The sequence below is a fragment of the Psychrobacter alimentarius genome, from assembly GCF_001606025.1.
Taxonomy (GTDB): Bacteria; Pseudomonadota; Gammaproteobacteria; order Pseudomonadales; family Moraxellaceae; genus Psychrobacter; species Psychrobacter alimentarius.
In genome coordinates this window covers 1,434,433-1,456,109 of the sequence record NZ_CP014945.1, presented here as the reverse complement: position 1 = coordinate 1,456,109, position 21,677 = coordinate 1,434,433, and the positions used below count along the sequence as shown (strand labels likewise).

Here is a 21,677-nt window from a genome sequence, read left to right as displayed (position 1 = left end):
ACCACAATAAAAGGAATGAATGATGATGACACTTTATGGTTATTTTCGCAGCAGCACGTCTTATCGTACACGTATCGCCATGAACTTAAAGGGACTGGATTATGACTATATCGCAGTCAATCTGGCGCAAGACGAACAACTAGAGGCCGCCTTTCAATCTATCAATCCTCAAGGATTGGTGCCTGTTTTACAAGCTGATGATTTACTCCTGTATCAAAGCCCCGCTATCTTAGAGTGGTTAGAAGACATCTATCCTGACACCCCGTTATTGCCTAAGGATGCGGCTGGTCGTATGCAGGTACGTGCGCTGAGTGCGATGATTGGTTGTGACATCCACCCACTTAATAATCGCCGTGTCCTACAGTATCTGCGTCACGAGTTATCAGTGGATGAAGAGGCAGTGCTGGCATGGTGCGGTCGCTGGATGAAAGAAGGGTTTGACGCGTTAGAAAAACGCCTAGCCAATGACAAAACTCGCGGAAAATTCTGTTACGGTAACCACCCTACCTTTGCAGATTGCTATTTGATTCCGCAGGTTTCTTCTGCTCGACGTTTCAAGGTAGATCTAAGTGCTTACCCTAATATTGTCGAAATTGATACGCATTGCCGTACGCTAAAAGCGTTTGCAGATGCTGACCCTATGGTTCAGCCTGATGCGCCATGAGTCGCAATAACTTTATTAAAGCAGTATTTATCTGATGCCAATGGTAAATAAGTGTCTACTGACTAAAACCTTATATTTTTTTATGGTACTCGAACGAAAAATTAACTTTACGTATAAAAAAGCAAGACACTGGTTGTCTTGCTTTTTTGTTTTGCTCATTAGCCTAATACTTGGTCTGGCTTTTTCCATTAATCGAAGTGGAAGCCTGCACCAATCGAAGCGCCAGCATTACCTTGTGTATCTGCGGTACCATTTATCTTCATGACCCAACGACCATCATTGGACAGTTTGGAGAAACCAATAGCAACAGCGCTTTCTCCATTATAAGTACCAATACCGCCTCCAATCATCGATTTACCAGGGAGATAGGCTTGTGGTAGTGAAGACATTGCCATGGCTGCTGAAATACCAGCGTTGGCATCGTCTTCGACCTCATTGATCTTATATCCTAACTGATTCATGTTGTCACCAAGTTGTCTACTAACCGCATCTAATTGACCGAAGTTAACAGCGTCTCTAGGTGCCATACCATCAGCAACATTGGTAATTTTGTTGCTAGCAGCATCGATACCACTTGCCGTCATACTAGGTCCGTTAGCAATGGTAACGCCATTGTTATTCACCGTGGTATTGCCAGTTTTGACACTATCTACGGTGATGTTACTGTTGAGATCGAACTTGATAGCACTACCTTGTGCTGTGGTAGTGATGTTATTACCGCCAGTGAACTTCAGAACACTGCCATCACCTACAGGTTTGTTAATATTAGCGCCACTATCTGCACCAAAGTTAAGTCCTGCATCAAGTCTATCTGTATTGGCCTTGATGTTGGTAGTATTGGTTGTGATGTTTCTGGTGTTCGTTGCGATATTGGTTGTATTAGTGGCAATATTGGTTGTATTGGCTTGCACATTTTCGTTGATTTCAATTGTGCCTTGTCTAATAGAAGCAATCGCACCATCAATACTGCCTTTACCCGTTCCACCAATATTACTATTGGTAAAAGTACCGTTTTCAGCGTTGTAAACCGTGTTGCCACCGATGATACTGCTGATACCACTGCCTTGAGCATAGAGCTGGCTACCATTGATAGCGTCTTGGCTGGTAGCCGTTACTTCACCGTTTTTGACATTGGTGATTTTGTTATCAGCGGCATCAATACCACTTTTAGTGATACTTGGACCACCTGCAATCGTGAGACCATTGCTATTGACTGTTGTATCACCAGCTGTGACACTAACCACATTGATGTCTGGGTTTAAATCAAAGCTGATATCATTAGCACCAGCCGCCGCGGCTACGCCTGAGCTAGCGCCATTACTGGCTAAGGTTCTAGACACTTTGATGTTGCCGTCTCTACTGTTAAGATCAACAGCAGTGCCTTGTTTTACCTGAGTCGCAGCATCGCCTTGAGCTCTGATACCCCAACCTTGATCCAAGACAGTAGTAACTTCTTTTAATTGCTCGACGTTTACAGCATCAGTATTTAGTACACCTTTGCCAACATTGCGGATCGTGTTGCCACCATTATCGAGACCAAAGCTGCTTAGTGCAACCGTTCTACCTGAGCCATTATCAACAAAGGTGAAACCATTATTATTCATGATGCTATTGCCTATTTGAATACTACCCTCTTCTCCTAGATCCAACTGATTGTTAAGTTTCACTTGGACACCAGTCGCAGAAGCAACAGTAGTGATATTGCTGTCTCCTGTCACATTGATAGTATCGCCTAATGCGAATTGCTGATCATTGTCACTATTACCATCACCAATCTTGATGCCTTTAGCTACTTCATTATTGGTGACTGTGAGTTGTGCGAAGTTGACAGCATCACTTGGTGCAATACCTTCACCGACCTTGATAATTCTATTATTGCCATTATCAAGACCTTCATTGCTTAGCGTCACGGTTTGGTTGGGTCCATCTGTGATGGTGACGCCTGCGTTGTTGAGCACGGTGTTTTCCATTCTGACACTACCTGCTCTGCCAAGCACCACATCTTCAGCCAATCTCACGTTTAGTCTGCCGTCTTCATCAGCCACGACACCGATGTTGTTGTCTGTTAAGGTTGTCGCACCTCCTTGAATCGTTAATGTTTGACCTAACTTACGGTTGACGATCACTGCGGTATCGTCTCCAGTAAAGTCGAGCCCCAAATCAACGGTACTGTTGGTTGCCTTCAACTGTCTAACATTGACCCCATCGGTATCATCCGCACCATCGGCCACATTGGTAATACGATTGCCCCCATTGTTAAGACCGCTTTGGCTCAGTCTGACACTGCTACCACCAAGGAAGCGGACGCCTTCTGTGTTGAGCAAGGTATCGCCTGTGGTGACGGTAGTGAAGGACACATCTGGTGCGGTGGCGACTTTGATACCACCACCCTCAGCGGTCAAGACGATGTTGTCGCCTGTGAGGAAGTTGGCACTATTGTCGGTGCTGTTCAGGGTTTTAACCTCATTACCATCGATCTGAGTGACCACACTTTGCATAGCGCTGTCCGCTTTGACTAAGCTTGCTTTACTGGCGTCGCTTAAGTCGACTGCGTAGTCCGTCATGTTGGTCGCGCCATCTTTGGCACCTTGAGTGACGGTGACGGCTGATGAGCCAGCTGAGGCAGTGGTGCCATCGGCATTGACGGTGTAGACGTCTTGTCCTGTGATGCTGTCGGTTGAGAAGTCAACACTGGCAACATTGGTGCCGCTCAGTACTTTGGTACGCGCAGCCGCTGAGGCGCTGTTAAGCTGACTGACGTTGACGGCGTCTTTTGCTTGTACGCCATTAGCAACGTTGACCACTTTTTTATTACCGGCATTGATACCCGCAGTCGTCACGCTTGGACCACCAAGAATGTTAAGGCCGTTACCAGATAAAGTAGTAGTAGAGAATGGATTAGATACAGCAACACCCAAACTGCTCACTGTCGTGTTGATTAATGCGTTACCCGTTCTAACACCTAAACCATCAACGGTGGTATTAAGGAGTGCATTGCCTGTTGTAAGACCAGAACGATCAAGTGTCGTCGTACTACCAAGACCGAAAGGAGAAGCTGAACCCATTTTGACACTACCGTTGTTGCCAAGATCAAGGTTGCTGTTGAGTTGCACTTCTACTTTACCGTTGTTCACTCGCGTGTCGATGTTATTGTTAGAGCCAACCACTTCAACCGCTTGTCCTAGTGGTTTTTGCACGGTATTACCATCGGCCGCTTTTAGACCAAAGCCTAAATTGGTTACGCCAGTAATCGCCGTGTTTACATCACCGATATTGGCAGCGTTAGATTCGATTGTGCCGCCACTTGCTACGCCTTGGATCTGTTGGTTATTGGCATTGATACCTGTTGCGGTGAATGTTGGACCACCTGTAATGCTCAAACCATTGGTGTTGAGCAGGCTATTTCCTGTGGTGACGCTATCTAGCCCCGTCAAATCTTTTGCCAATTTGATGGTTAAGGTGTCATTACCGTCAGCAACCACACCGATATTGTTACCACTGGTGAGTTTTGTAGCATCAGTTTCGCCACCTTTCACCAATAATTTTTCGCCAAGCTTACGATTGACGTTGGTGCCACTATCACCGCCAAAATCTATGCCTTGGTTTAGCGTACCGTTAATACCATTTTGGAGACCGATTAGCTGCGCGACGTTGACAGCATCACTGTTATTGGTACCTGCAGCAACGTTTACAATCTGACGATTACCACCTTGTGCGCCTGTACCCACTGATACAGCACCTAGTGCCACACTTCTCGTTGCGATAATGGCGTTTTCATCAACGGTCAAAGTCCCTACTGGTACAAATCCGGTCGCCCCACCTGCCACACTAGCAACAGATCTTGACCCTAGAGCCACGCCGTCTTGAACATCAGACTTAGCACCTGCGCCAAGCGCTAATGATCCTTGTTTGGTAGCAGAGGCTGCCATACCGAAGGCCGAGGAAGCGGTACCCGCAGAGTTAGCATGTACGCCAACTGCGGTAGATAAATCACCTTTAGATAGGGCTTTTACACCCATTGCAATTGACGCAGCGCCACCCGATTCTGTATTGACATCATACCGATTGGGTTCGACAAGGTTTTTGCCTGCATAGCTATTGAAGGTCGTATTTACGGTGCCACCATTCAATGTAGCACTGGCTGAATTACTTCCGATATTTGTTTTTGAAGCGTCATCTAAATCATCACCGCCAAGTGCGATAGATGAGTGACCTTTTGATACCACATTGGCACCGATCGCAATGGATTGTTGCCCGCTTGCTGTTGTGTTTTGGCCACTTTGACCACTCCCAATTGCAATCGCTTGTCCACCAGCAGCCGTTGCATTGCCACCCATAGCCATTGCATTTGGTCCGGTTGCCCCATCGTTATTGCTATTACCAGTCGCAGTTGAGTTGACACTATAGTATTTGGTTTTGTTGGCGGCAATGCTAGTGGTTAACTGATTGACGTTGACCGCGTCATTACCAGCCACACCATTAGCGACGCCTGAGACAACTTTGTTACCAGCATTGATACCAGTAGCGGAGATCACAACGCCACTGTTAAAACTCGCACTGTTTAAACCAGTCAAATCTTTTGCTAATTTGATAGTCAGAGTATTAGTACCATTAGACACCACACCGATATTGTTACCGCTGGTGAGTTTTGTGGTATCAGTTTCGCCACCTTTAATATTCAGCGTTTCGCCTTGATTCCGTATAATCGTTCCACCAGTATCACCAGCAAACTTTAGTCCAATACCGTTATTACCGTTATTACCGTTATTACCGTTATTACCGTTATTACCGTTATTACCGTTATTACCGTTATTACCGTTATTACCGTTATTACCGTTATTACCGTTATTACCGTTATTACCGCTGTTGCCATTCTCATCATGGCCATACCCATTGCCGTTACCATGAGTTTCGTGGCCATATCCATTACCGTTGCCATGAGTGTCATGGCCATTACCTTGGCTTTGATGACCAGTGATATTGATGAGATTGGAGTAACTGACGTCAGCATTTGTCTGTACAACAAAGCCAGCGGCCAAAAGCCCAAGTCCTATTGTACTCAGGCGCAATGTATTGATAAAAGATAGGTTAGAAGTGGTGTTGATAGTAGCGTTAGAACTAACGCTAGATTTGGAAGATTTGCCGCGTGCCTTGGCATATTCACCGACGGCCGTAAAACAGTTTAAGGCTTCGTTCCATATCACCTTATAGATGCGGTTCATAATATGTACTCCCCTATAGAATTGTCAGATTTGAAAAATCAGAGATACAATCTATGTTGCAGAGAGTTGATACCGCAAAATAAAACGGTTTATAAATTGATAATGCGAAATCCTTTTACAGTGTTACTAATATTAACCTTTCAGAACAAGACGTTTTATCTTGTGGTTTTTTTATCACTCTCTATACATAAGTATTAACAAATGCAAACAAAGTAACAATACAACTAGTCGGGTACTTAGTACCCTTTATCTATTATATTTACTTAAACAAATATATAAATTCGTATATCGTCCGTTTATACCAAATTATGTTCGTTTATCAGAATTTCTATTTTTGAGCCAAAAAAAAGCCCAGGTATGCAGACATCATGAACATCCGCATACCTGAGCCTTTATTATTTTCACCAGCTATTAGTGACCGTTATATTCAGTTGGCAACGTTATCTGCATCATCAAACCTTTTATACCATCCTGTCGATTATAAACATTAATGTAACCTTTATGCGCTATCACCACTGCATGAACGATTGCCAAACCCAGCCCATAACCGCCAGTTTCGCGATGACGTGCAGAATCAAGACGCACAAACGGCTGAAAAATTCGATCTAAATCTTTTTCTGCGACGCCGCCGCCTTCATCTGTTATGGTGATTTCAATAGCATGTGACTTATTATCCATCTCTACTTCTTTCATCTCGGCACTGACCGTTGAGCCTGCCTCTGTATGCATAAAAGCATTGCGAATCACATTTTCAAAGGCACTATGTAGCTGCTCTTGGTTGCCAAGGACTGTCCAAGAAAAATCGGTATCACTCTTTGATAAAAAGCGAGACGGCTGCCACTGCCAGCGCACGTTCTTATGTTGAAACTCAAAGCAAACATCTTGTCCTATCTCACTGATAATCTCAGAAAGATTGACTGCTTCATTCTCTAAATTGTCGATGGTGTATTGCTGCATTTGTAGCGATTGAATATGAATGATTTGCTCAATCAACTCATTCATTCGTGCAGACTCTTTATCAATGCGATCTAGGTAGCGACTGGTATTGGGAGCAAAGTCACGTGTGAGCTCGGTCGCCACCTCTAGACGCGCCAGCGGTGAACGTAGCTCATGAGAGATATCACTGAGCATCTGTTTGCGCGCCAACTCACTCTCAGCCAGTCTTATCGACAGTTTGGCAACGTCTTTAGCCAGTAAACCCAGCTCATCATCGCCCATTTTGGATAAATCTGGATTTGCCTGATAATCCCCATCAATCATACGGTGTACCGTACTCTGTACACGTCGAATACGATAAGTCAGCGTGCGACTTAGCCAAACGCAGACTAAGATACTAAAGAGAAGTATCAACAATAACCGTATTGGAAAATTACTACGTTGCAGCTCTACAACATCTGAAAAACGCAAATGCGGACGCAATTGGATAAGGACTGTTTTTTTGTTGGGCAAGGCAACCGTCACATCAGCCAATTCAGGACGAGTGTCAGGGTCAGCCATCTTAGCCCCACGCGGCATTATCGGCTGCAAAATATGATCTAAAATGGATGGCTTTTCATGGACTCTATTCTCGCCATTGATCATTTTTTCAGTATCGAAGCGAGGTGCGGGCGGCACCGCTGGCTTTGTCTGAGTTGAGTTTGTCCGAATTGATGATTGCTCTACTGCCTGCTCATTCCTTTGCCTACGTTCTGGCTTACGCTGATCGTCTCTTTCTCGATAACGTGGAAATATAATGGCATCTTCTTCATCATAGACTCTAATCTGATTCATGAGCCGCCGGTCTTGGCGATACATCTCTCTAACTGCTGCGAAATCTCCTACCTTTAGCGCTTGCACTATTTCCTCACGCTTAATCAACAAACTGTCAATTTGTACATCCATACGAGCTGTCAGCTCTTTTTCGACCAGCCAGCGCTCTACCATGATGGACAAAACAGAGGTCATCAGAATCGTTAATAATAGGCTCAAAAACAGACGCCAAAACAGCGTGATTCGCACTCTAAAGGTGGCATTTTTCATTGGTGATTCCACCATTACAGTACCAATTGATAGCCTTTACCGCGAACGGCTTTAATCGGTTCATCGTGAAAGGGTTGAAGTTTTTTGCGCAAGCGGGAAATATGAACGTCCAAACTGCGATCAAACGGCTGCAATTCGCGCTGTAGAATGTGCTCTGACAGCCATGTCTTACTCACGACCTCGCCCTTTTGTTTAAGCAACGCGACCAACAGATCAAACTCTGTACCAGTCACTTGCAGCTCGACACCATCTATCTGACACAGCCGCTGATTTTGATCAAGATGCAAGCGGCTCTCAGGCAACGGTGTGTGCTCCGATGCAACCGCATTAGTACGTTTAATCACCGCATTGATACGCGCCAGCAGCTCCCGAGGATTGCAGGGTTTGGTGATATAATCATCAGCCCCAAGCTCTAAGCCAATGATACGATCAATCTCTTCACCTTTGGCAGTCAACATAATAACGGGCACATCACTGATGTTTGGCAGTTGGCGCAGCACACTCAATCCATCAATTTTTGGCATCATGATATCTAGCACCAGCAAGTCATAAGCAGACGCATTGTTACTCGCCGCCTTTAATGTTTGAATCACAGCCTCCCCATCATGAACACAGTCGCAGGTCACGCCATGATTATGAAGATATTCTTGTAATAATTGAGTCAGCTCTTCATCATCATCGCCCAGCAGTATATTCGGCACATCTGTCTCCTTAAGCGGTAAATACCTTTGTTACTCATATTATCAGGCAATTACTGATCGATACGCCATAACCGTTACCTTTCTTAATATTTCATAAATGTTCGTAACCTTTAGCTGTCGTAGAATAGCCTCATCAACAGCGAGTACTGCACTTTGCAATGGACATATTGGCAAAATCAAACGTTGCTGTTCATTATCATTTAACCAAACGACATAAAGGATTACACTATGAAAAAATTACTATTGGGCTCAGTACTGGCAATGTCTAGCGTGTTTACCGTGACTGCATGTACCAGCGTTAATGCAACCACTGATACAGCACCGACCTCCAGCAAAATGCAGCATAAAGATGGTATGAAGAAAGGCGGCATGAGAGGCCCGATGTCTCAGTTAGATCTGACAGCGACGCAGCAAGCGCAAATCAAAGCCATCATGAAAGCAAAACATGGCGACTATAAAGCTGATCGCGCTAAAAATAAAGCAGAGCGTATGCAGATGCATCAGCAAATGCAAGCTTTGACCAATGCAAGTACGCTCAACACTGCTGCCGTAAATCGTCTGGCCGATCAACAAGCGGCTAAAACAAAACAGCGCTTTATTGAACGTGTACAAACTCAGCATGCCATTGCCCAAGTCTTGACACCCGAGCAGCGTGCAAAACTGGCCAAATTAGAAGCTGAGAAAATGGCTAAAGGACATAAAGGTCCAGGTCATCACAAAATGCAGGGCAAAAAACATCAAGGTATGTAATTCTTAATAGGCAGCGTGCATTAAAGCACTGTTGCTTATCATATTAAGTCTACAATCGTACTAAGTCTGCAATATGAGAATATAAAAAAGTGCATCGTATCAACGGTGCACTTTTTTTATAAACGATTAGCATGTTTAAAGATTTATAGCCCTCTTAACCACTTTCTTTAATCAACCGCCCCACTCGCTTCTATAGACATGGGAAATCTACTAAATATCATTTTACCCATAAAAGTACCATTACCATCGCGGTAGTACTGCATCAGCTCTTTGCCATATTTTCTTGCATCAATACTATTACTGGCATTTGGCACTTGCACATCACTTGGCAAGTTAGGAAACGCCATGTCTTGATGACTTATGGCAGAATATTGTTGTAACATATCTACAGTCACACCCTTGCTTGACGTACCAGAAGCGGCTTTGGTTTTACTCAGTAACTCATTGCGCAAATGCTGCCATTTAAGTTGACCCTGTTTATCAAATCCGTAAAGCTCTTGCACCTCTGTATTCTCTGGCAGTGTTACCTCTTCTGTTTCATCCCCACCTTCTATCTGACTTTTTACCATGGTCAAAATTTGCTGCACCAAGGCTTTACTGGTGAACTTATCAGACGTTGTGTTTTCTGATTCATCGGATACATTTGCCTCAATCAATTCAGGATATTGTTTGCTGATGCGGTCATAAAAAATGCGCATATAGTCTTGATAAAATAGCTCATAGCTTTCAGCACTTTGTACACGCCTAATGATGGTATCAGTCGCTAGTATTGGGGTTAGCTGATGCGCTGGTAATTTAGGAGAAAGCGACGCTAGCGTATTGGGCGCCACGTAATCGAACTGACTCACAGGTGCCGCTTCAAATGTCTCATCCATTGCCGCAAAGTGACTTTTTATCACTTCACGACCAAAGCCTTTCGGCAAGGTGCCATCATCCATGGCTATTTTTAACCATTTATTTTGCCATTTCGTACCAAGTGAGTCGTCTAGCATCGAGGAGTTAAACATCGCAACATTGTCTGCCCATAGATAAATATCGCCATTCTTAAGATCGATATAGATAGGCTGATTGATGCTGCTGTGATTATTGCGTGTTTGATACTGGGCGCTGGCAAGCATGGTTGCTCTGCCAGCCATCGGCTGATAAACACCTTGGGCATTGAGAGAGAGTGGCTTGAACCAATAAGCGTCTAACAGTTTTGATTTTTTAATTTCTAGCGGTTTTATCTTGCTGTCATAATTGTCAAATAACTGCTGGTAAGAGGGCGGCACAGCGATGTCACTATCGTATTGATGGTCTACCCACGCTTCATACGCAGCATTGCATTCAAGATAACTGTTTTTTAGCGCCGTACGCTGAGTATCATACTCAGTATCCAAGACATCTTTATTTTGCTCCTCGGCTTGCTCAAGTAAAGCCACATAGGATTGGTCGTGAGTGTCTTCGCAGTATTCGCTTGGAGAATCTGATGCGACCTGATCTTTTGCGGCTACATTGGCAAATTGCTGCTCATTATTAATTTCAATATTACTATGATAGCTAAAGGATTGACGGCGCTGTTTTTGCAATGCAGTTGCTAAGACGGTTTTAGCGACCGCTGACGTTTGTTTTTTGGCCATAGCGTTCGATGGATTTGAGTTATTAGACAGACTGGTAGATTGGCAGCCCGTCAATAACAGTGTACCCGCCAAAAATGCACTGGCAAATAAGGTCTTATTTTTGATAGGTGACGACAGACAATGTTTAATAGCTTGATGATTTGTTTTCATATTTTATCCTTAATAAATATTCGCTTAAACGTGACAAGACAGTGCTACCAAGCCTTTATGTTGTTGTCAGTCTCATCGTCAGTCTGAGTAATGCTGTAATCCTCATTACTATCGTCGTTATAGCTGTCTTCACTATTCTCGTAGTCACGCGGATATTCATCATCTGCACGGTTATCACTATAATCATAGCGAGCGTAACGTGCCGCTTGTAGCCTATCTTCTTGTTGACGTTGGGCGGTCATCCATGCGTTACCATCAATGGCAGGTTTTGCATTGGCCCCAAAAGACTCAGCCAACAAAGGCGTTAGTGCATGCTTATCAAAACTGGCTTTATCGTAGCGTACTTGGTTTAATACAGTGGTCGTCGAACCTAATAAATCGCCACCAATGTTCATACGCTGTTGTTTGGCAAGCAGACGATCTGAGCTGTCCAAATAATAATAATTTATCTGGTTAAATGTAATAGGGCCAATGGCTTCAATAAGCTGTAGTAGCGCTCCCACATCGGCACTCTGATAGCCTTTGTTATACAATGCCGCTTTATCAAGCGCAGCTTTTAGCGGCGCACCGTCAGGGTATTTTTCTGGATGAGTATCGACATACTGCTGAAGTGACTGGGTCATGTATTTGAGTACTTTACCAATCATCTCACCGCTTTGCTGGCTGCCAAAATAGACTTTTACCGCACGGCTGGCGCCGACTTCTTTAGCAAACCGATCTTGACCAATGTCTACCGCACTAAAGTGCTCGGGCGCAAGCTCCGCCATACTGTTTTGTATGGCAGAAATTGCCGCATCATAGAGTACCGCTGGTGGTAATTGTGATGTGATACTTTCAGGCAAACCAAAGCTCACCGTATGTGAAACCATCTGATTGGGTAATGGGGTGTTTTCAGGATTGACAATCGCCACAATAGGCATAATGGCCGATGGATCAATCTTTATCTTGCTGTTATTAAAATCAAACGCCAGCGGTATTTGTATTGATGAGCCAATAGTTGGTGTCAAATAATCATAACTATAGACACTCTGTAGTTGTCTTTTTTGAGGTTGATAATGACTGACACTATTGAATGTTAAATGTTTATATTGATAGGCATTGGAGGCCGCTATCTGCTCTGGTGTACGATGGAACATAGTAAAGATATTACCAATCAGCCCTGTGGATGATGCGGGCTCTTCACTCATTGTCTTCGGCTGTTGCTTTGCCATTTGCATGGCTTCATAGTTTTGTAGAAGGTTCTTTGCCTTTAAGCCTGAAAACCTACCACCTCGCTCATAATCAGTACCACTGTCTTCTTCATTATCATAGTTGTCATTGTAGCTGTCGTCATCACCGCTGTACGTTGACTCATCATTTTCGCCCGCCTCTTCTAATACCCTAGCTATTGCGGCGCTTTCTGCTGCTTCATATTCTTCAGAACTATCCTCAGGCATCGCATTCGATACATTTTCTTCATCGATAACGACTTCGTCAGCAGTGTCGGCATCAGTGTAGTCATAGCTGCCTTCATCGTAATCATTTTCATCATAGCTATTCTCACTATAATCACTTTCTACACCAGATTGATACACGTACGTCTCTATGATCGTCTTCAATAAACTGCTAGAGCCTGCATCAATGCTGTCTGGATGGATAAAGGGTACGGCTTGATAATTGGCCTGCGCAACAGCGACATGTTCTGAGGTTAAATGCTGACGAATAGCCGTCAATAAGTGCGCTTTGGCTTGATTTTCGGTATTGGGGTATTTGTCTTGATTGAATAACTGTTCATAGTGCTCAGAGTCAGCGTTCAAACTGGCATTGAGTGCGCGACCCTGCGCTTGGTTTTGTGCGGTATCAGCGATATTAAAATCTATCATTTTATTTGATACAGCAGTAGACGATAAGTCGCTCAAATTGGATTGACAACCTGCCAGTATCAGCGACGTACTACCGAGCAGTAGTGCACAGCGCGCAATAGAGACCAGTTTATAAGGTTTATGGCTATGGCTGCTTTCATTATGGGTAGAAGAATGATGCAATGCTATTTTAGAGCAATGCTGCCGATTGGGATTTTTTTGGTAAGTGGATGACATAGACGCCCCTTTAGTCAGATAAACAGCCAATAATAAATGCCTACTATTGTGCATATTTATAGCACAAAAAGTTACACTTAAGTAATATTAGTATTTAACCTTTAAGGAAATTTTTATATTTTTTTGAATTATCCTTAATAAAAACATCGAGCTAACGATGATAGTAATTATGTAAACATCAGGCATGTTATGACTATGAACAGTCATGGCTAAAAGTAAAACCTAATAAACAACTTTCTACTACTCAATATTTTCGTTACTATTCATGTGTCCCAATTGTTTCATAAAACTTACAACCCCAATTTTTAATCACGTAAAAAGGAATTTGCAATGGCGCTGCTATCATCTGGTCCTACTCAGCATACGAATAAACAAAATAAGACTCATCATAAACCCTCATTAAAAAAATCTGCCTTACTTATCAGTAGTGCTTTATTACTGTCTGTCTCTGCTCATGCACTAGAGACCACCAACTCAGTAAATAATAACGCGATGAGTGATTCTTCACTCAATACCAGTGCGATCAATCTACCGATCATGACCAACGCACCAACTGTCTTAACTGAAAACCAGCGAATCACCCGCGCAAAAACCAATAGCCTTAAACCGACGACTAAAACTGCCAAAACCGATCAAGCCATTTACTCTGCCGATGCCATTCATCATCCAGTTTGGGCCAAAAACGGCATGGTTGCTACTCAAGAAGCGCTTGCTTCTGATATCGGTCTTCAAATTCTAAAGGATGGCGGCAATGCCGTTGATGCTGGGGTCGCAGTTGGTTTCGCCCTTGCCGTTACTTTACCGCGCGCAGGCAACATTGGCGGTGGCGGTTTTATGATGATTTATGACGCAAAGCAAGGCAAAACCGTGGCGCTCGATTATCGTGAAAAAGCACCAAGCAGTGCCACACGTGATATGTATCTTGATAGCGCTGGCAACGCCGTTAGCGATTTATCACGTTATCATGGTCTAGCCGTTGGTGTACCAGGTACAGTCGCAGGATTGCTCAAAGCATTAGAAGATCATGGCACAATGAGCCGTGAACAGGTCATGGCTCCTGCCATTGCACTGGCAGAGAATGGTATCGAAGTCACAGCTGGACTGTCCGAATCACTAGAAGCCTTAAGCGATCGCTTACAAAAATGGCCGAGTACCAAAAAAATATTTTTTAAACCTGACGGCAGCGCTTATCAACCTGGTGAGCGCTTAAAACAACCCGAGCTTGCCCGCTCACTAAAACTGATCGCGGCTCAAGGGGCAGATGGGTTTTATAAAGGCGAAACCGCTAGTAAATTGGTCAAAGCTGTCACTGATGCAGGTGGTCGGATGAGCTTACAGGATTTGGCCAACTATGAAGCCATCGCTCGCGTGCCCGTCAAAGGCGACTACCGTGGCTATGAGATTGTTTCTATGCCGCCGCCCTCTTCAGGCGGTATTCATATCATTCAAATCTTAAACATCTTAGAAGGCTATCCACTAAAAGACTACGGACAAAACAGTGCCCAAACTATTCACTTAATGGCTGAGGCCATGCAGTTAGCATATGCAGACCGCGCTGAGTACTTAGGAGATTCTGACTTTATTGATGTGCCTGACAGCGGTTTGACCTCACAAGCTTATGCCGATAAGTTACGCGGTTTGATTGATCCAAACAAAGCCACCCCAGCGTCCACGATCAAAGCCAACAATCCACTTCCATACGAGAGTGATCAAACCACGCATTTCTCTATCGTGGATAAAGACGGTAATGCGATCGCCAATACTTATACACTAAACTTTTCTTACGGCACTGGTCTGGTCGCTGAGGGTACAGGTATTTTACTCAACAATGAAATGGATGATTTTTCTGCTAAGCCAGGTGTGCCGAATGGTTATGGATTATTGGGCGGTGAAGCAAATGCCGTTGAAGCCAATAAGCGCCCCCTATCCTCGATGAGTCCGACACTAGTATTCAAAGACAGCAAGCCTTATATCGTCACAGGCAGTCCAGGTGGTAGCCGTATCATTACAACCGTTACTCAAGTTATCTCGAATGTACTTGATCATGATATGAATATCGCTGAAGCCACTCACGCGCCGCGTATTCATGACCAATGGTTACCAGATGAAATTCGTATCGAAAAAGCGCTAAACGTAGACACCATCAACAAATTGGAATCTATGGGACATACCGTTAGTCCACAGGCTACCATGGGTTCAACACAGTCAATCATGATTACGCCAGATGGCGTATATGGATCTTCTGATCCGCGTATTGTTGATGCAGCCGTGGTTGGTTATTGATTAGGGTTTTTAATAATACTAGATCATGTCCTCATTTTTAGTCCATTTAAATGGCTATTGTTTTGACTGAGGACATGCTCTATTTCTTTATCGATAAATGTATTTGGCGGAACTGACTGGGTGACAATCCTGTAAATTGTTTAAACTGACGACTAAAGGCACTATGATCGCTATAGCCGCAATTTAATGAGATTTGTGTGACTGACATCTCAGGCTGAGCCAGCAGTTTTACGGCATACTCCAATCGTAGCTTTTGAACAAACTGTAAAGGCGACATATTTAATACTGCTTTGAAAGTACGCTCTAACTGCGATAGGCTCAAATGTGCCAGCTCTGCCAATTCTATTATATTAATTTTCTGGTCAAGGTTATGGCGTACAAAATGCGCTACTTCAGCCAAGCGTGCATGTTTACGCAAAATGCGTTCGTTATCTTCATCAATATCTACAGAAATACCGACCATGGCTACAATCTGTTGCTTACTATCATAGATTGGAAGTTTGTTGGTAATACACCATCCTAATTGACCTGAAGCATAACTATGCAGTTCCAAATTATCAATAATTGATCGCCCTTCTCTCAAGACTTTCATGTCTTGTAAAATATAATCTTTACTTTGTGGATGTGAAAAAACTTGCTCAGTAGTAAATCCCACTATGTCTTTATGCTGATTCAACTTACAACGTTTTAGTAGGGTTTTATTTGCCAGCTGATACCGTGCCTGCTCATCCTTCACAAAAAAAACCACGTTCTTTAGCGTATCAATCAAGGGTATTAATAGTGAGACATTGCCAACAAATGCCTCTCGACTCTCTGGATGATAGGAGGTCATGCGTTGACGCAACGATATTGTCAACGTAGTTATCGCTGTCTGTTCTAATATATCCATCACTTTATGTCCTCCTTATCGCATCGCCTTTACATTGACCCTACCCAACTAAACGCTGCCTTTTTCTCTTCATTGTTTTATTACATATCTTCTAGTGTACACCGACCTACTATGCAGTAATGCGCATTTTTTCATCGAAAAACAGCAAGACGCACTCATCAAAAAAGTTCAATCTATAAAAAGACCTCGCTGATAGTGTATGAGCGATAAGGTTAAGTACATCACAGGGCACAATACGTTATATAACAGTAGAATATCGACTTTCAAGGATGATTGAGGATGTCAGTTATGAACTCTTCTCTATTTAATTTCAAAATTATTGACTCGCATACGGGCGGTGAACCTACTCGGATGGTCTATGCTGGATTCCCTACGCTCCTCGGCGATACTGTTCAAGACAAGCTTCACTACTTCAAACAAAACTTTGATCATTTGCGCCAAAGCATCATTTTAGAACCGCGTGGGAATGACGTTCTGGTTGGTGCCCTCCTATTACCTGCCACTGACCCTAAAGCCATAGCGGGTGTGATTTTTTTTAATAATACAGGTTATTTGGGGATGTGTGGACATGGCACCATTGGTGTAATCGCATCGCTTGCATTTCAAAAAAAGATATCGACAGGCACACATTGGCTTGAAACTTCAGTCGGCTTGATACAAGCAACCTTACATAATGATGGCAGTTGTAGTATTCAAAACGTGCCTTCTTATCGCTATAAAAAGCACATTGCTCTAAAAGTCCCTGATCTAGGTACTATTCATGGTGACATTGCGTGGGGCGGCAATTGGTTCTTTTTAGTGAGTGATCATGGGCAAGACATTCAAGCAGACAATGTCAAAAAACTGACTGATATCTGTATCCAAATAAAGCGTGCCTTAACTGCCGCTAACATCACAGGCAAAAATGGCAGCGAAATCGACCATATAGAATTGTTTGCAGACAGCACGGATGCCGACATCAACAGCAAAAACTTTGTATTGTGTCCTGGCGCAGCTTATGACCGCTCACCTTGCGGTACTGGCACTAGTGCCAAACTTGCTTGCCTTGCCGCTGATAACCATTTAGCACCTGAACAATTGTGGCAACAGCAAGGTGTGGTTGGCAGTATATTTACAGGCAGTTATCGTTACGCCTCTGAGCAGATTAACGGCTCAGACGCTAACAACAATGTTTATCCTACAAACACTGTTCTCCCGACCATCTGCGGTCATGCGTATGTCTGTGCTGAAACCACTTTAATTGTTCAAGCAGACGATCCTTTTAAATGGGGCATTCCCTCTTAACAGGCATATCAAAATCTAAGTACAGCATCTAAGCAAATAGTATCTAAGTAAGTAAATAACTATCTAAGACATGTTGATTTAAGCAACATAGAGAAATTTATGACTACCTCACAGTTCGACTTGCATATTATTGGTGGCGGAATCATCGGACTTACCACAGCAGTAACGCTGCAAGCCCGAGGGGTAAAAGTGGCGCTGCTTGAAGCCAACGAGATTGGTCAAGGCGCATCTATCGGTAACGCTGGACACATTGCCACTGAGCAAGTCTTCCCTATTGCTGATGCCAGTATGCTTCGTCATATTCCAGCCATGTTATTGAATCCGACAGGACCGCTTCGCTTAGATTGGCGTTATCTACCACGGCTGATGCCTTGGGCCATAAAACTCCTACTGAATATGCGTCCTGAGCCCTTTGAGTGTATTCATCAAGCCTTATTAAGCTTAAATAAAAATAGTCTACAAGCGTGGCAGGACTTTGCAACGCAGTGGCAACTTCATGAATGGGTACAGGCCAATGGCTCATTATTGACTGTAGAAAATCCGAACAGCATAGAGATGTTAACCAAACACAGTCAGCGCCTAAACGATATTGGCGTAGTTAATGAGTTATTGACTAAAAACGCATTGCAAGAGCGTGAGCCTGCCTTGCAAGACAATCAATTGGCTGCATTGTTTTTTCCTGATACAGGTCATATTACCGATTTGACCGCCGTTATTAAGCAACTGACTTATACCTTTAGACAGCTGGGTGGTGAAGTTCTTGAACACTGCTGCGTGCTTGATGCCTCTGTCAGTGACATCGGTATCCACTTAACCACCAGTCAAGGCGATATGATTGCCAAAAAAATCCTATTAGCAGCAGGGGCTCACTCAAAGTCTCTTGCCAAACAACTAACAGGCGTCAACGTACCATTAGATACCGAACGCGGTTATCACCTCATGCTACCGCACGAAAATAAACGCTTACTGATTCCCGTATCGAGTATGGATAGACGTTTTATCATGACGCCGATGCAAGCAGGCCTGCGTTTGGCAGGTACGGTAGAGTACGCAGGGTTAGAGACGCCTGCCAATATGAAGCGGGCGCAAATGCTGCTACAACAAGCGCAGCCCATGCTCAAAAAGACGTTAGATGCCAGCGATAGTATGTCATGGATGGGTTTTCGTCCTTCAACGGCTGACTCTTTACCAATCATTGATAAGGTTGATCAGGTATTTTTAAACTTTGGTCATCAGCATCTAGGTCTAACGCAAGCAGTCGTCAGCGCGCGAATGATTGCCAGTTACTATTTTAATGAAACTCATTCTATCGACCCAAAGCCGTATCAACTGAACCGTTTTAGGAAATTATTTTAAGAAGTTATTTAAAAAAACAGTCATAGCCAGACTCATGGCAGCGCCCAGAAAATTAATCGATTCATTATTAAATCATCATTCAATAAACTGCAATAAGGATAGTCTCATGAACATAAATGGCATTTTGGTCCCAATCGTCACCCCATTTGATAGCAGTGGCAACGTAGATACAACAACACTTACTAAACTGGTTGAAACCTTCATTGAGAAAGGAGTTACTGGCATCGTCGCATGCGGCACCACGGGTGAATACTATACGTTTTCAGCTGCAGAGCGCGAGCTGGTCTTAATCACCATTGCCAATGCAGCAAAAGATAAAGTGACCCTTATCGCTGGCATTAATAGTCTATCGACTGACCACTCTATTGAGCTTGCGGTACAGGCCAAAACCTTAGGTTACGACGGACTGATGTTATCTGCTACTCCTTATAGCTTACCTGAACAAGACGGTATTATTGCTCACTTCGAGAAAGTCGCGAATGCCAGTGAGCTGCCAATTATTATGTATAACTTCCCAGCACGTGTCGGCGTCAGTATTGAGTTTGACACCGTGTCTCACTTAGCCAAGCACCCCAATATCATTGGTATAAAAGAGAGCAGCGGCGACTTTAGCCATGCACTACGTATGCTACAAGCCAATTTTGATAATTTTGAAGTGATTTGTGGCTGTGATGATCAGCCCGTAGATTTCTTCTTTTGGGGAGCCAATAGTTGGATTGCAGGTGCTGCAAACGTTTTTCCTGAAGAGCAAGTCGCCTTATTTAACGCCACTCAGCAAGGTGATTGGGACGAAGCTAAGCAAATCATGAGTGAGATTTATCCTGCCATTCATTCTATGGAATCTGGCAATTATAATCAAAAAGCCAAAGCAGGCTGCTTAAAAGGTAGCGTGGATGTGGGCTCTGTACGTGTACCGCTGACAGACATGCCAACCGATGAAAAATCAGCATTCTTATTACTTCTATCTAAATAACCATCGGTTTTATCAAACACTGTTAAGGATAAACAGTACTAAATATCGTGATTCTCGCAAATACTTCAGCATCGCATGTTTAGCATATAAGGATTACAAGATGAGCATAACCAAAGAGCAGGTATTTGAGCAAGGCAAACAACAAACACTGTGGGCAGGTCACCTGATAGCCGCTGACAATCTATCAACTGCCACAATAGACAATTACACACCAATTAATAACACTTTAATCGGTCAGATTGCTTCTGGTACTAGCGAGGACGTCGATATCGCTGTACGAGTGGCACGCGACAGTTTTGAGAATGGTGAATGGCGTCATCTAGCACCCGCTGAGCGCAAAGCCATTATGCAGCGCTGGTGCGTACTTATGCTTGAACATAGTGAGGAGCTTGCGGCATTGGATTGTATCGATGCTGGCAAGCCTATTACTGAATGCCTAAACACTGATATTCCAGCGACGATTGAGACGTTTGAATGGTATGCCGAAACTGCGGATAAAGTTTTTGGTAAAGTGGCGCCAACTGGTAGCGCAGCGTTAGGTCTAATCGTTCAAGAACCTATTGGTGTTGTCGGTGCCGTACTACCATGGAACTTCCCTGCCCAAATGTATGCATGGAAAGTCGCCCCTGCTCTCATCATGGGCAACTCTGTCATAGTCAAGCCAGCTGAGCTGACATCATTATCTGCTTATCGTTTAACAGAGCTTGCCTATGAAGCTGGCGTGCCAAAAGAGGCCTTACAGATGGTATGCGGTCTTGGCGAAAATGTTGGTGCTGCCCTTGGTCGGCATATGGATGTTGATATGGTGTCATTCACAGGTTCAACGGAAGTCGGACGCTTGTTCTTACAGTATGCGTCAGAGAGCAACTTAAAAGAGATCGTTTTAGAGTGCGGCGGCAAAAGTCCACAAGTCGTTTTCGATGACGCCATACTTGATGAGGCTGCAATCAATAACATACTGACAGCCGCTTTTTGGAACATGAGTGAAAACTGTAGCTGTGGCTCACGTCTGATTGTCCATAGCAGCCAAAAAGAAAGTTTACTTAGCCAGCTAAAAAAAGGTCTCAAAGCGTGGAAAGTTGGTTCTCCTTATGAGTCCGATACCGCCATTGGACCTATGATTGAAAAAACCCATTTTGAAAAAGTTTGCCATTATTTAAAAACAGCTAAAGACGAAGGAGCGACGCTTATTGTTGGTGGTTCTATTCGTGAAGATTTGGGTAGCGGTTGGTATATCGAGCCGACGATTTTTGATAACGTGAGCGCCGATATGACACTATTTAAAGAAGAGGTTTTCGGCCCCTTACTAGCAATTACCAGCTTTGAGACTGAAGACGAAGCTATCAAACTAGCAAATGAGACCAATTATGGTCTAGCGGCTTCCTTTTATACACAAAATATCAAACGCGCTTATCGAGTCGCTTCATCTATTAAAGCAGGCACTGTTTCTATCAATGGCTTTTCAGAAGGCGATATTACAACGCCATTTGGTGGCTATAAACAGTCAGGGTTTGGCGGTCGTGACAACGGTCTTGAGGCTTTAGCACAATACACACAGACCAAGACCATTTGGGTCGTGAATTAACAAACCAATTTAGCAAATACCGTCATGTCAAAAAAAGTAAGTATATGGCGATGTTTATCTACTTTTTCTGCTTCAACATTATATTAAAGGTTTTAGTTACTCAT

At 43.7% G+C, this 21,677-nt stretch carries 13 protein-coding genes; 7 read left to right on the top strand and 6 right to left on the bottom strand.

Going from position 1 to position 21,677, the window contains the following annotated elements:
- The first annotated feature begins 25 nt into the window (after window positions 1–25).
- The gene (gene maiA / locus A3K91_RS06030) at window positions 26–664 is read left to right on the top strand and encodes a maleylacetoacetate isomerase (protein WP_208855377.1); all 639 of its coding nucleotides are present in this window, start codon (window positions 26–28) and stop codon (window positions 662–664) included.
- A 188-nt stretch (window positions 665–852) separates the two neighbouring features.
- Here maiA and A3K91_RS06025 read toward each other — a convergent pair whose 3' ends face one another.
- The 3 genes from A3K91_RS06025 to A3K91_RS06015 form a co-directional block, all read right to left on the bottom strand.
- On the bottom strand, window positions 853–5,886 hold the full coding sequence (locus tag A3K91_RS06025; protein ID WP_062844452.1) for a YadA-like family protein: 5,034 nt from the start codon (window positions 5,884–5,886) through the stop codon (window positions 853–855).
- A gap of 411 nt (window positions 5,887–6,297) precedes the next feature.
- Window positions 6,298–7,905 carry an ATP-binding protein gene (locus tag A3K91_RS06020; RefSeq protein WP_084387383.1) on the bottom strand — a complete coding sequence of 536 codons (1,608 nt, stop codon included), beginning with the start codon at window positions 7,903–7,905 and terminating at the stop codon, window positions 6,298–6,300.
- A gap of 14 nt (window positions 7,906–7,919) precedes the next feature.
- Window positions 7,920–8,606 carry a response regulator transcription factor gene (locus A3K91_RS06015; protein ID WP_062844450.1) on the bottom strand — a complete coding sequence of 229 codons (687 nt, stop codon included), beginning with the start codon at window positions 8,604–8,606 and terminating at the stop codon, window positions 7,920–7,922.
- Between the two features lie 228 nt (window positions 8,607–8,834).
- On the opposite strand from A3K91_RS06015, the gene A3K91_RS06010 reads away from it, so the two are divergent.
- Complete coding sequence (locus tag A3K91_RS06010) at window positions 8,835–9,356, top strand: Spy/CpxP family protein refolding chaperone (RefSeq protein WP_062844449.1); 522 nt, start codon at window positions 8,835–8,837, stop codon at window positions 9,354–9,356.
- A gap of 167 nt (window positions 9,357–9,523) precedes the next feature.
- On the opposite strand, the gene A3K91_RS06005 is transcribed toward A3K91_RS06010, so the two are convergent.
- Window positions 9,524–11,125, bottom strand: coding sequence for a hypothetical protein (locus tag A3K91_RS06005; RefSeq protein WP_062844448.1), 1,602 nt, complete (start codon window positions 11,123–11,125; stop codon window positions 9,524–9,526).
- A gap of 44 nt (window positions 11,126–11,169) precedes the next feature.
- Window positions 11,170–13,203: a hypothetical protein gene (locus A3K91_RS06000; protein ID WP_062844447.1), complete on the bottom strand. Its 2,034-nt coding sequence runs from the start codon at window positions 13,201–13,203 to the stop codon at window positions 11,170–11,172.
- 330 nt (window positions 13,204–13,533) lie between these two features.
- Between A3K91_RS06000 and ggt the strand changes: the two genes are divergently transcribed.
- Entirely contained in the window at window positions 13,534–15,486 is a 1,953-nt protein-coding gene (gene ggt, locus A3K91_RS05995; protein WP_062844446.1) for a gamma-glutamyltransferase, read from the top strand.
- A 79-nt stretch (window positions 15,487–15,565) separates the two neighbouring features.
- On the opposite strand, the gene A3K91_RS05990 is transcribed toward ggt, so the two are convergent.
- On the bottom strand, window positions 15,566–16,375 hold the full coding sequence (locus tag A3K91_RS05990) for an AraC family transcriptional regulator (protein ID WP_228139924.1): 810 nt from the start codon (window positions 16,373–16,375) through the stop codon (window positions 15,566–15,568).
- A gap of 288 nt (window positions 16,376–16,663) precedes the next feature.
- On the opposite strand from A3K91_RS05990, the gene A3K91_RS05985 reads away from it, so the two are divergent.
- The 4 genes from A3K91_RS05985 (at window position 16,664) to A3K91_RS05970 (ending at window position 21,573) form a co-directional block, all read left to right on the top strand.
- Window positions 16,664–17,659 (top strand): proline racemase family protein, encoded by a 996-nt coding sequence (locus tag A3K91_RS05985; RefSeq protein ID WP_062844444.1) that lies wholly within the window; start codon window positions 16,664–16,666, stop codon window positions 17,657–17,659.
- A 99-nt stretch (window positions 17,660–17,758) separates the two neighbouring features.
- On the top strand, window positions 17,759–19,015 hold the full coding sequence (locus A3K91_RS05980; protein WP_062844443.1) for an NAD(P)/FAD-dependent oxidoreductase: 1,257 nt from the start codon (window positions 17,759–17,761) through the stop codon (window positions 19,013–19,015).
- A gap of 106 nt (window positions 19,016–19,121) precedes the next feature.
- Window positions 19,122–19,988 (top strand): 4-hydroxy-tetrahydrodipicolinate synthase, encoded by an 867-nt coding sequence (dapA, locus tag A3K91_RS05975; protein ID WP_062844442.1) that lies wholly within the window; start codon window positions 19,122–19,124, stop codon window positions 19,986–19,988.
- A gap of 100 nt (window positions 19,989–20,088) precedes the next feature.
- Window positions 20,089–21,573, top strand: a complete 1,485-nt coding sequence (locus A3K91_RS05970) for an aldehyde dehydrogenase (RefSeq protein WP_062844441.1) — start codon at window positions 20,089–20,091, stop codon at window positions 21,571–21,573.
- Window positions 21,574–21,677: the final 104 nt, after the last annotated feature.